13 protein-coding genes are annotated in these 11,962 nt (G+C 39.7%); all 13 read left to right on the top strand.

Annotated elements, in window-relative coordinates; genetic code table 11:
* The first annotated feature begins 7 nt into the window (after window positions 1–7).
* The 13 genes from FOA33_RS07865 to FOA33_RS07805 all read left to right on the top strand — a co-directional run bounded on the left by FOA33_RS07865 (window position 8) and on the right by FOA33_RS07805 (window position 11,942).
* Entirely contained in the window at window positions 8–496 is a 489-nt protein-coding gene (locus FOA33_RS07865; RefSeq protein ID WP_173876600.1) for a hypothetical protein, read from the top strand.
* A 73-nt stretch (window positions 497–569) separates the two neighbouring features.
* Entirely contained in the window at window positions 570–794 is a 225-nt protein-coding gene (locus FOA33_RS07860) for a hypothetical protein (RefSeq protein ID WP_000340303.1), read from the top strand.
* Between the two features lie 25 nt (window positions 795–819).
* Entirely contained in the window at window positions 820–1,566 is a 747-nt protein-coding gene (locus FOA33_RS07855; protein ID WP_049493176.1) for a hypothetical protein, read from the top strand.
* A 124-nt stretch (window positions 1,567–1,690) separates the two neighbouring features.
* Entirely contained in the window at window positions 1,691–2,029 is a 339-nt protein-coding gene (locus FOA33_RS07850) for a hypothetical protein (protein WP_239665262.1), read from the top strand.
* 15 nt (window positions 2,030–2,044) lie between these two features.
* A complete protein-coding gene (locus FOA33_RS07845) occupies window positions 2,045–2,518 on the top strand; it encodes a hypothetical protein (RefSeq protein ID WP_049493172.1) in 474 nt (157 codons plus the stop codon).
* Between the two features lie 47 nt (window positions 2,519–2,565).
* Window positions 2,566–2,913: a PrgI family mobile element protein gene (locus tag FOA33_RS07840; RefSeq protein WP_000197454.1), complete on the top strand. Its 348-nt coding sequence runs from the start codon at window positions 2,566–2,568 to the stop codon at window positions 2,911–2,913.
* Window positions 2,873–5,227 (top strand): VirB4-like conjugal transfer ATPase, CD1110 family, encoded by a 2,355-nt coding sequence (locus tag FOA33_RS07835; RefSeq protein ID WP_221161202.1) that lies wholly within the window; start codon window positions 2,873–2,875, stop codon window positions 5,225–5,227. Before FOA33_RS07840 ends, FOA33_RS07835 begins: the two co-directional genes overlap by 41 nt.
* A 25-nt stretch (window positions 5,228–5,252) precedes the next feature.
* Window positions 5,253–7,889: a phage tail tip lysozyme gene (locus FOA33_RS07830; protein WP_221161201.1), complete on the top strand. Its 2,637-nt coding sequence runs from the start codon at window positions 5,253–5,255 to the stop codon at window positions 7,887–7,889.
* A gap of 19 nt (window positions 7,890–7,908) precedes the next feature.
* A complete protein-coding gene (locus FOA33_RS07825; RefSeq protein WP_049493167.1) occupies window positions 7,909–8,553 on the top strand; it encodes a hypothetical protein in 645 nt (214 codons plus the stop codon).
* Window positions 8,550–8,822 carry a hypothetical protein gene (locus tag FOA33_RS07820; protein WP_049493165.1) on the top strand — a complete coding sequence of 91 codons (273 nt, stop codon included), beginning with the start codon at window positions 8,550–8,552 and terminating at the stop codon, window positions 8,820–8,822. Before FOA33_RS07825 ends, FOA33_RS07820 begins: the two co-directional genes overlap by 4 nt.
* Window positions 8,776–9,615: a hypothetical protein gene (locus tag FOA33_RS07815; RefSeq protein WP_049493164.1), complete on the top strand. Its 840-nt coding sequence runs from the start codon at window positions 8,776–8,778 to the stop codon at window positions 9,613–9,615. Before FOA33_RS07820 ends, FOA33_RS07815 begins: the two co-directional genes overlap by 47 nt.
* A 12-nt stretch (window positions 9,616–9,627) precedes the next feature.
* The gene (locus FOA33_RS07810) at window positions 9,628–10,146 is read left to right on the top strand and encodes a hypothetical protein (RefSeq protein WP_049493163.1); all 519 of its coding nucleotides are present in this window, start codon (window positions 9,628–9,630) and stop codon (window positions 10,144–10,146) included.
* Complete coding sequence (locus FOA33_RS07805; RefSeq protein ID WP_049493161.1) at window positions 10,143–11,942, top strand: VirD4-like conjugal transfer protein, CD1115 family; 1,800 nt, start codon at window positions 10,143–10,145, stop codon at window positions 11,940–11,942. The genes FOA33_RS07810 and FOA33_RS07805 overlap by 4 nt, the downstream gene beginning before the upstream one ends.
* Window positions 11,943–11,962: the final 20 nt, after the last annotated feature.

The following is an 11,962-nucleotide window of genomic DNA, read 5'->3' as shown; positions in this document are numbered from 1 at the left end:
AAGAGAGATGAGAAAGGACACGAAAATGGATGCACATGTGACTAGAAGTGGATATAGATACTACACTCCAACTCAAAAAAAATCAGAAGTCACTAAGCCTGAAGAAGAGAAGAAGTGGAAAAAAGGCCTCAGTTGGCTAGGAAAAGCCATCTGGTCAGGAATAAAGAATCTACCGAGTGTAATTGCGAGAGCTGCCGTTTTGATGGTTGCTACTCCACTCATGTTTCTCCTCTTTATCTTTAATCTGATTAAGAGTTTGATTGCAACAGCAATTGGTTGGGTTGTATTTAAGGTTGTTGTGGCTTTTCTGGTTATATGCTACTGGGCATTTTTGACAAAAGAAGGTAGTGCTCCAACAAGTGTTGAACATTGGTTCAAAGATTGGATAATGCCTGAAGGTGTCCCAATTTATCACTGGTGGGAAACGACCATTATCGTTGTCTTAGCTGTAATTACAGCCCTCTCTCTAACCTTTCGTCCAGAGGATGAAAAATAATATTGAATAAACAATGTAGGTGCTAAGGAATTTTCTTAGCACCTTTTTATAAAAAGAAAGTGAGAAAAAAATAATGGATGCAGTTGTAGATTTTATTAACAAAATTGGGAATATCGGTGGGATTATCGGTATTGGTTGGGCCGCTTGGGGTGCCTGGGACTTAGCGGTAGGAATCAAACGTGAATTGGATGATAAGAAGGATAAAGGAATCCAAAGTTTGATACTAGGTGCACTTCTAGGTGCCGTTCTAAAAGCCCTCTTTACAGCTTTGGCAACAGGTCTTCAATCTCTTGGTTAGGATGAGAAAAAAAGGAGGTGGTTTTATGAACCAATCCACACTTGATCAACTAACCATGAGTCTGAAAGACTATAATGCGACAGCCTATCAGCTGATGGAGACAGTTTCGGGTTCGATGGAGAAGGTAGCAATTTTGCTTCTTCTCCTTTTTATGGGGATCAACCTCATGAATTGGCACCAACAACTTAAAAGCAATGGTGGGGAGTTGTCTTTTCAGCTTTGGATTGAAGAAATCCTCAAGTATGCCATCGCTCTCTTTTTTATCCTCTATGTGGATGCGATTTTCGATGCCTTGTCTTGGTTGTTTAACGTTGTAATTAAGGCGGTGGCTAGCGCAAGTATTAGTCCGTATGAAACTGAGTTACCGGATTTAAAAGGAGTCAATGCTATAGCTAAAGCTATGCTCCAGTTTATTTATTGGGTCGTTGATTTTGTTGGTCAGATATCAACTAAGTTGTTGATCTTGTTGCGCTCCTTTACGCTTTACACGTATAAGGGAATCGCTAAAATTATTGTCGCTTGTTACATGGTGGATAGCCTACGTCCAATTTGCCTCGGTTTCTTTAAGCTCTATATTGCGGCTGTCCTTCAGGGATTGATTCTAGTTGTTATTATCATGCTTTACCCAGCCATTGTCACGAATGATCTTTTGACAGTTGATAAGACTGGAGCCTGGACAAGTGCTTTAGTTGCCATTGCAAAAGGAATCATTTACATTATTATGCTATTTGGCAGCCAACGCATGACTAAGAATATCATGCAGGTGAACTAGATTATGGTATAATAAAAGGAGAATGAGTGATGATTGAAAGGAGTATAATAATCCTATGAGATCTACTATAAAAAATTATTATGAAAGGTGGACGAAACGGCATGAACGCCGATACAAGGAAGCCTTGGATTACTATAAAAAGCAGTCGAAAGAGGCATTGTTAGCAGAATTGACAGAGCTGGAAATAAAAAAAGAGAGAGCTTCTCGTAGCTGGAAATTGTTGGTAGGTCTCGTATTAACGATTATTTTTTCGGATGATTTGAAACGCCTTCTTGCGATTTTATTTTCACCTCTAACAGGCGTACCTACCAAGGAATTGAACGAAAGTGTATTACTGAGTATCATTATAACACTGTTTATAGTTTTGCTATTTTTGACTATTTTAGTTTATAATTTTAGTTACTCGTTGTTATTAAGGCGGTATCTCATTTTAAAACGCTACATAGAAGAATATCATACTTGAATATAGGAGACGAACTTGTATAGAAATCGATTTTTTGAAGTATTAGAAAGCCCTTATACACCTTATATTGCAGTGGAATTGATCTACGCAATAGTTACCATTTGGTTTAATATCAGTCTTGGTAATTTGAATAAGCAACTAACACATCATTTTGATATCGATAAAATGATAACTCGGAAAGATGTGACAATTGCCACCCATGTTATGTCATATAAAGATAACTCCTCATGGAATTACTTAATCTTTGGGGGTGTGTTGATTTTGATTGGTTTTATGATTCCTATATTATCTTCAATAATAAATAAGTCTAGCTATAAGGAGGAAACAATCAAAAATGTCATTTGGTGTATTATCTTCATAGTTTCAGTGGTTAATCTCTTTTTAATTATTTCAATATCGCAAGCTCTGTTCAGTCCGATAATCATAGCAACTTTAATAATGTGCGCAGTAGGAGCAACATTTGGAGCTTTTGCAATTTTTAACACTTAAAAGTATATGGCAGCCATAATGGCTGTTTTTTTAATGAAAGGAACAGAATGACACGTTTAGGTAGTGAATTTTTAAAGGCTTTAGATAGCTACGAAAGGCCAGTTATAGGGTATATGACACTGAGACAGTTAGTGCTACTATTTGGTATCGCATTGACAGTAGTTGTCACCACCATCCTCTATTGGCTGAAGGCACCTGATATAATCCTTTATGGCGTTGATATTTTATTATTAGCGCCTTTTGTTATTTTCGGGTGTTATATTGATGAAAAAATTAAAGATGAGGTCCGTTTCCTTTTGACTAAGCAGGAACGCTCTTATCAGACAGATTATGACAGAAAGGAATATACAAGAAATGAATTTATTCGGCCGAAAGAAAACCCTGAAACTCTCTAAGGAAGAACGGGAACGGGCCAAACGTCTAAGACGTACCATGACGGCATCTACACAGAATAGTCTTAATTATCAATGGTTGATGCCTGATGGGCTCATGAAAATTACAAATGATCAATTCTCAAAGACCTATCGCCTAGGTGATACAAGCTATATTACTGCAACAGATGATGAGCGAATTGATATCATTGAAACAAACGCTGATATTTTTAATTCGCTGGATATTGACAATGATATGCAGCTATTGATCCTGAATCGTAGGGTAGAAAGCAATAGCTTATCTTCTATCCGCTATGATTTAGTTGGAGATGGATATGACGATTATCGTAAAGAATACAATGCGATGATCAATGATCGTTTTTCTCAGGAACAAAATACCTTCAAGGTAGAAAAATATCTGACGATTACTACCCAAACAGACCAGGATCATCAAGCTAGAAGAATCCTTGATGATACAGCCAGCGTTATTGAAAGTCAATACAGTGGCTTAGGAATCTCCTTTAAGGAGTTAGAGGGATTAGATCGTCTTCTTATCTTCCGAAAACTCTTGAGGCGAGAAGGTTTTATTGATTTCAACTATGAAGACATCGCTATTTCTGGATTATCAACCAGGGACTTTGTAGCTCCAAACTATCTGAAGTTTGAAAAAGATCATATGAAAATTGATGATTGTTTCGCAAGGGTGATGTATGTTAGACAATATCCTACCTTCTTGAATGACAAACTGATTAAGAATATCCTGGATACAGGAATTGAACTGGCTATCAGTCTGCATGCGAAGCCCTATGATACTGCAGATGCGCTGAAGAAAATCAAGACAGTTAAGTCAAGTGTACGTAGGGAAATGATCAAAAGTCAGAAGGCTGCAGCAAAAGAAGGTTATGGAAGTGACCTGGCTGTTGGTGGGAAGGCTGTGGAGACATCTCGAGAAACAGAGAAATGGACTGAAGAACTCCAGGACAATGACCAAAAAATGTTTTCAGGTGTGATGACGATTTTCTTCATGGCTGACAGTCTGGAGGAGTTGAATATCTACACTGAGCAGGTTCAACGATCTGTCCGTAAGAATACGGTAGAACTGGATAAGTGTTACTTGTACCAGGAAGAATCCTTGAATACGATTCTACCGATTGGGATTCCATTTATCAACGTAAAACGCCGTTTTATGAGAGATATGACTACCAGTAACTTGGCCACACAAGTCCCATTTACCAACGTAGATCTTCGATCTAACAGTCCACGTGCAATTTATTATGGCCAGAATCAGCTATCTAAGAACGCTATCACAGTTGACCGTAAGAAAGACTTGAATACAGGTTCAGGTTGTATCTTTGGAACGTCAGGATCAGGGAAGTCTGTTCTTGCTAAAGGAGGAGAGATTATTCCTACATCTCTACGTTACCCTGAAGATAATATTATTATCGTCGATCCTGAAGATGAGTACACTGGTATTGGTCGAGAATTAGGTGCAGAAATTATCACAATCGCTCCTGGATCGCAACATCACTTTAACTTGTTGGACCTCCCTGATAAGGATAAACTTCAGGCAGAAGATAGTGACCCGATTGGCCAAAAATCAAACCTCTTATCAACCTTGTTCGAAAATATATTCTCTGAGGTATCAGACGATGAATTTGCGATGATTGACCGTGTAACGAGAAAGACCTATGAGGAATTTGAAAAACCAACATTTAAGAATTGGCAATCAGTTTTAGAACGACAACCTGAAGATGTGGCCAAGGAGTTGGCGCTGAAGGCTGAACCTTATACGGTTGGATCAAATGATATTTTCGCACATCCTACAAACGTCAATATGAATAGTCGCTTTATTATCTTCAATCTCAAGCAGTTGAGTGGTAAATTGAAGCCATTTGCCCTCCTGGTGATTCAGGACTTCATCTGGAACCAGGTAGTCAATAATCAAGGAAAAGCTATTACATGGTTGTACTTCGATGAGTTGCAGCTATACTTCAAAAATAAACTGCAAGCAACCTTCTTTACAGAGCTATACTCACGTATTCGTAAGTACGGGGCTATTCCAACAGGGATTACCCAGAACCCAGAGACTGTTTTATCTACAGAGGAAGGTAGAAAGCTAGTCGCAAACTGTGAGTTTCTAGCCCTCCTGAAGCTGAAGCGGACAGACCTAGAAGCCCTGGAGCAGGTAATTCCTCTTACACCTTCACTGGAGCGATTTGTTTTGCGACCAAAAGCAAAAGGTACTGGTTTGATCGTGGCTGGAGATACGATTGTTCCATTTGAAAATCCTATCCCTAAAGATACCAAACTGTATCAATTGGTAGCGACAGATAGTTAAAAAATAGAAAGAGAGGTGATTTCTTTTGTTTGAAAGTGATCCCAATCAATTAAAACAGGAGCGTAAGCGGAGAATCAAAGAAGGATCCTCCCAGAATGCAGAAAAAAATCCTAAAGAAGCACGTTTAAACTCAAAAGTTGCATTTAAAGAAGCTAAGAAGAATTATCGATTAGCGAACAAAGATTATAAACTACACAAAGGACCTCAAGCAACAGCTAGAGGTCTTTTCTTTAAGCAACAACGTGATCGAGCAAAGTTGGAAAAACAAATTGCAACAACGCTCTATAAACGAGCTAAAAAAGCTGATGACAGCTATATTCCCAATCGTATAAAGAGACGAACAAAACAAAGCACTCGAATGAAAGCGAGACACGACGTTGAGAAGACAGTCAGAGATAATGAGATTCTTGGAGACTGGGTTCAGGCGAGGCAGAATATACGTCAGTTCAAGTATCAGTTAAACGCATCTAAAAGAGCAACGAAGGCTGCAGGAAATCTGTCTAAGTACTCTATCAAGCACAGCTATGGACAGCTAAATAGAAGCTATAATTTCATCAGAGGGCGAGGGTATACTCGAACACCTAGAGAGTTCTCCTGGGAAGGAAAACTCAGCAAAAAGATGAAACAGACTAGGAATCGGATAGCTCGTTCAAAATTTGGGAAGGTATCAAGAGGTACAGGGAAGGTTTTGAAGGTTGCGACAAAGCCTCTACGTTCCATCCTATCCAATCCATTAGCAGTTAAGTCCTATTTCTTGATGTTCTTCATCTTTGCTGTTTTAGGGATATTTATGGCCATATTTGGAGGCGGTGGTCCTGTCCAACAAAATGAATTTGACCTGAATAAGTCCTGGCTTCAGATCAGTAAACGAGATCGAGAGAAGTCAAATGATAAGGTTGACTATTGGACGAACATCGATGATATGCTCTTTTTCATGAATTTTCGCTACGGTAGTGAGTGGAAACCAGAAAGTAACTGGAATGAGGGAACTGGTGGAGAATGGGCTGGGACGTTAGGTTTCAATCACTATTCGGATGCCTTGAATGACCTTTGGAATCATTTGAATGATGATCCTCATAATTTGAAAAAGATGGCTGATTTATATGGTTCCTCGTCAGATCTCAAGTGGGCTAAGTTGAGTGATAGCGAGTTAGAAGAGTATAAAGAGCTAGAGGAGTTGACTAAAGAGGTTGGTCGGTACCCCTCTTATCAAGAACTAGCTAACCCCTTTTACCAGGAGGACGACCCTTCTTATCAAGCTCCTCTAGTTATCCTGAAGCGGTTTGGTTATACCTCTAAGAGTGAAATCTATGAGAAAACACAACTAAAAGCTTCAACAGGGCAAGCTATAAGAGCTCCTCTTGAGGGTAAAGTCAGTGTGACAGATGATACGACTGTATCCATCAAAACAGATAAAGCCATCTTTACTTATGAAGATGTAGGAAATATCCGTGTTTCTGATAGTGATCAGGTCAAAGTTGGAGACGAGGTTGGGAAGGTAACGTCAAATGGTTACCAGGTCATCCAGTATCAAAAATTGGAGGAAAAAGAGACAAAGGATAAGAAAGAAAAGTGGACATCAGTCAATCCGGGCTTTTACTTTCAATCTGTCATCTACAATCAGACAACCTCAGTCATTACTACACTTGACGGTGATTTGGGGCAAAAATCACGAGCAATAAAAGACTACTTGAAGCAAAAGGTACCAGGGCTAACAGATAATGGTTTGGCAGCCATGCTTGGGAACTTTGCGACTGAAAGCAATATCAATCCTAAACGTGCTGAAGGAGATTATCTTAGCCCACCAGTAGGGGCTGATTCTTCTTCCTGGGATGATGAGTCCTGGTTATCTATAGGGGGACCTGCTATCTATGATGGTGGGTATCCAAATATTCTTCATCGAGGTTTAGGATTAGGTCAGTGGACAGATACAGCAGATGGTTCTACTAGGCATACTCTATTATTGAATTATGCAAAATCAAAAGATAAAAAGTGGTACGATTTAGAACTGCAGTTAGATTTTATGTTGGAGGGGGATACTCCTTACTATATCACTGAATTGACATCGATTCTAACTAGCACAGAAGACGTGGAGACACTTACAGAGCGGTTCCTGGTTAACTGGGAAGGGAACTCTGGAGACAAGGTCCTAGAGCGCCAAAATAACGCTAAGCAGATCCACGCTTTTCTTACTCAACAAGTTCGAGGAGGTGGAGCGTTAGCGTCTTCCTGGAATTTCCCTGAAGAGTATAAGTCAAAAGTGGAACACCCTCCAACACAGGCTTCTATGACTACACAACAAGGAAGCGGTTATGAAGTGGGACAATGTACTTGGTATGCCTATAATCGTTTAGTTGAACTAGGAACGATTACAGACTTATCAGGAGCTTATGGTTACCTTGGTAATGGTCAGGATTGGGTGGCAAGCCTAGTCGCAAAAGGATGGCGGTATAGTATAACTCCAACAAAAGGAGCTGTTGTATCAGTAGTAGGTGGATTTGGTGGGACACCAGATGTATACGGCCATGTTGCGATTGTGGAAGCTGTGAATCCAGACAGTTCATTCCTCGTTTCAGAATGTAATATCCAAGGAGTACAGGATAAGGTACATTTTTCTGTCCTATATCCAGCTTACTACTATACATTTGCGACACCGAATTAAAAAAGAAAGAAGGTAAATCATGAAAATGATAGATATGGAGAAATTGAAACTCCTTAAAATAGGAGGAATCCTTATAGGAGTTGTGCTAGTTCTAGGATTCGTATTCTGGATTGGTGCAGCAACCTCAGCGCAAAAGAAAGCTAAACAGGAAGCTGAAACAACGCAACAAGAAACCAAAGCAGAGGGAAGCGAACTAACGCAAGAATATGTAAAGGAATTCTTGACGGCTTACTTCAATAAGCAGGATCTTGGAGAAAATAGAAATCGCTATTTGCCCTATATGACAGAAGCTGCTTACAATCAGGAAGTGAACTCTGAAGAAGAACCAACGGTACAAACCTATAAGGGCTATGTAGTGGATACACAGATGAAGTCTGCTACCATCTACATCGATCAAGAAAATAATGTTGTCCTAGCTCAAGTGAGATACACTCAGACACAGTTACAGAAGAAGTATGATTATACTAACGCCCAAACAAACGTAGGATCTTCAAGAACCATACGGATTCGCTTCAGCAAGCAAGATGGGAAATACCTGGTAAATCATATTGACCCTATTTTGATTGTGGACAGCTTGAACGCCAGCGAAAAGGCGAGTATTCCATCGTTAAACAAACCAATCACTAACCAAACACAAAGTACAGAAGGGAAAAAGGAACAATGACAAAATTAGAAACTTTGGAAAAACAAAAACAGAAAGCGGAAGACCGCTTAGCTGACTATATGACCAAGGCCAAGAAGGAAGAAGAGAAACTGCAGCAGCTAGAAACTCAAATCATTCTGGCCAAACATGAGGAACGGTCAAACTACTTGGCCAAACATAATTTAACCTGGGCTGATATTGAAACAGCTCTTGCTGAAGGAAAATTGAAAGGAGCTGAAAAACATGTACCGTTTAACCAATCTGACACAAAACAAGACCACAACGTATAAGAATCGAGACCTTGTGTATCAAGCGCTGGAGCGAGAAAATGCCAAGGTTAAGCATGAGGAGGCAGAGGCCGTTTTATTGGTAGAGGAACTAGATAAAAAGAATGTAGTGATCTACCAAGAAGATATCTATTTGCCGTTTGAGGGAATCGCAGACAGCCTCTTCCTGAAGCCTGGTACGTTGAATAACCAGGAGGCTGCAGCAAAAGAAGTAAAACCCTCTTTCTTTAAGCGCCAGACGAAAACAAAAGATCTAGAGAAGGCTCCTGAAGAGAAAACTGAAGCCTCTTCCTTGAAACATGAAACTCCCAAACCTCGACCCTCTTCTAAACGCTCTTTTTGGGTGTATTTAGGAAGAGTTTTGGTGTTATTGAGTCTAGTAGGAAGTCTGACACTTGCTGGCTTATCCTTTACGCTAGTTTACCATCAAGAAAAGCAACTCTCGGCCGTATCCAAGGATCTTTCAAATCTAAAAACCATTCAGTCAAAAACAGGGGAACTAGATGCCTTTTCACGTTACTTTTTACCAGTCCTTTACTCTGATAAAGGGAAAATGGCTGATTTCGTAGCTCCTCAATTAACGATAGATAGACAAGCAGGTCAACTGCAGTCTGTGATTTTGGAATCTAGCTTGATTGTTGATGAAGCAACTTATCAGCTAACCTATGTAGTAGCCGTGAAAGACGGTGAGAACAGAAGTCAGAAACGCTTGGTAGTTACTGTAAAGGAAGAACCTTCAGCACCTTACGGATTCCAGGTTATTGCTAAGCCAGAACTATCCAATTACCCAAAATAAAGGAGGTCTTACATGGATCAAGAAAAAGTCAGTCATTCTCTGGCTTTGAAAGGAAAAGTTACCCTGGAGATGACGATACAAGCTCTGTATGCCCTCGCAAAAGCCCATTATGAAAAGAAACAACATAAGGCAGCGAATCGAACCTTTGAAGGGGAGACACGTTTTAATGATTTTATGGCCACCAAATCAAAAAAAGATGTCGAGAAATTGTTAAATAGTGAAGTCCACTTGGCCAAGTTGAAGCATTACCTGGAGGAGTATAAGATAGGTTTTACTTATCATCAAAAAGATGGTGCAACTTATCTCTTCTTTGAAACAAAAAATCGCATCTTGGTAGAAAAGGCTCTCAAAGAGATGTTGGCAGATATCACGAAAAGCCCAGAAAAATTGGAAGAGTTTGCGAAAAAAGTGCTGAAGAAACCACATGAAATGACTCCTGAAGACAAAATAGCCTACTACAAGAGTCATACGGTGTATAAGGGAACCATCCCTGTAGTGACGAAGGATATTGGGAAGGAGAAAGCACGATGATTAGAAAGCCCATATGGCCCTACCTGGTGGCGGGGCTATTTTCATTTGTTATTTTCCAGTCCTTTTACCATTACTACCAACTTTCGACTGCAGCAGTACCTTTCATGGGAATGTTGCGGCTTCGTTGGTTGCTAGAACACTGGGAACGCTTCTCTTTTGGTGTTTTCTTTGATTCAGGAGCCTTGTATGCAGGGTTAATCGGATTCGGCCTCCCAATGCTTGTCTATGCTTCTATGGATAAGAATTTATATCGCCAGGGAGAAGAACAAGGTAGTGCTCGTTTTGCGACTTTGAAGGAAATGAGACGATTTGAAGACGTTGATTTTGAGAAGAATATGATTTTTTCAAAACAGGTCAAAATGGGCCTATTTAACTTTCGCTTAGCTTACAATGTTCAGCTCAATAAAAATGTGATTGTCATTGGTCTTCCTGGAGATGGTAAAACCTTTACTTTTGTATTGCCAAACTTAATGCAGATGAACTCAAACTTTGTTGTGACAGATCCTAAAGGAAACCTGGTACACGAAGTTGGGAAGATGCTTGAGAAAGCTGGCTATGCTGTTAAAATCTTTGATTTGATTCGGCTCAAGAATTCAGATCGGTTTAATCCTTTTCATTACATGAAGTCTGAGCTAGATATTGATCGTATCTCTGAAGCAATTACTGAGGGAACGAAGAATAGCGAGCATACTGGAGAAGACTTCTGGGTTAAAGCAGAGTTGATGCTTCAACGGGCATTGATTGGTTATCTCTATTTTGACTCTAAGGATCCTGAAACTGGAGTCCAGTTATACATGCCAAACTTGGGTCACGTTGCGGATCTATTAAGAAATATGTATCGAGAGGATCCAGATGTACCAAGTCCTGTCGAGCAGATGTTTGAAGAACTGAACGAACATCAACCTAACAACTATGCTTATAAACAGTGGAAATTATTCCAAAACTTCAGAGGCGAGACAAGAAACAGTGTGGTAGCGATTTTGTCTTCTCGCTATTCTATCTTCGACCACGAAGATGTCCGAAACTTGATTAGTGAGGATACCATGGAAATGGATACCTGGAATACGAAAAAGACAGCCGTTTTTATTGCTATTCCTGAAACCAATAACGCCTTTAATTTTCTTTCCTCAATCTTGTTTGCGATTGGATTTGAGGTTCTCACACATAAGGCTGATGATATCTTGCAAGGTAAAGTACCTGGCTACAGTAGAAAAAATCTTCGCCACATTCAGTTTATCTTCGACGAGTTTGCGCAAATTGGCCGTATTCCAAACTTCGCCCAGGTTCTCTCTTCGATTCGTAGTCGTGAGATGTCTATTAAGATTATCATTCAAGCTGTCAATCAGCTAGAATCACTATATAAAAGCGATTGGAAGACCATCTTTAATAACTGTGCTACTCACCTATTTTTAGGAACCAATGACAAGGATACAATGGAATACTATTCTACAAGGTCAGGTAAGCAGACGATACGCACTCGATCCACTTCAAAATCGCATAGTTATCGGAACGGATCCTCAAGTGAAAATAAACAAATTCAAGGCCGTCCCCTTCTAACTCCAGATGAAGTCGCAAGAATTGGGGTAGAAGAAGGATTGGTTTTTATTTCTAAACAAAATGTCTTCAGAGATAAAAAAGCAAGTGTCTATGATCATCCTAGAAAAGATGAGATTGCAAGTTCTCCTGAAGACAAAGAAAACTGGTACGAATATACTCGAAAAGGAACAGACATCGATGGCTTGCTTTTATATGCCAACGATTTGACTCCGCAGCTAAAAGAGTTATTCGTGGCCTAACATACAGAAAGGATAGAAGG

The organism is Streptococcus cristatus, from assembly GCF_019685515.1.
Taxonomy (GTDB): domain Bacteria; phylum Bacillota; class Bacilli; order Lactobacillales; family Streptococcaceae; genus Streptococcus.
Note: the sequence above shows the minus strand (reverse complement) of the source record. Positions and strands in the feature narration are given on the sequence as shown.

Coding starts and splice junctions, on each gene's coding strand:
- FOA33_RS07865 (WP_173876600.1), top strand. CDS start 8: ATGAGAAAGGACACGAAAATGGATGCACATGTGACTAGAAGTGGATAT.
- FOA33_RS07860 (WP_000340303.1), top strand. CDS start 570: ATGGATGCAGTTGTAGATTTTATTAACAAAATTGGGAATATCGGTGGG.
- FOA33_RS07855 (WP_049493176.1), top strand. CDS start 820: ATGAACCAATCCACACTTGATCAACTAACCATGAGTCTGAAAGACTAT.
- FOA33_RS07840 (WP_000197454.1), top strand. CDS start 2,566: ATGACACGTTTAGGTAGTGAATTTTTAAAGGCTTTAGATAGCTACGAA.
- FOA33_RS07835 (WP_221161202.1), top strand. CDS start 2,873: ATGAATTTATTCGGCCGAAAGAAAACCCTGAAACTCTCTAAGGAAGAA.
- FOA33_RS07825 (WP_049493167.1), top strand. CDS start 7,909: ATGAAAATGATAGATATGGAGAAATTGAAACTCCTTAAAATAGGAGGA.
- FOA33_RS07820 (WP_049493165.1), top strand. CDS start 8,550: ATGACAAAATTAGAAACTTTGGAAAAACAAAAACAGAAAGCGGAAGAC.
- FOA33_RS07815 (WP_049493164.1), top strand. CDS start 8,776: ATGTACCGTTTAACCAATCTGACACAAAACAAGACCACAACGTATAAG.
- FOA33_RS07810 (WP_049493163.1), top strand. CDS start 9,628: ATGGATCAAGAAAAAGTCAGTCATTCTCTGGCTTTGAAAGGAAAAGTT.
- FOA33_RS07805 (WP_049493161.1), top strand. CDS start 10,143: ATGATTAGAAAGCCCATATGGCCCTACCTGGTGGCGGGGCTATTTTCA.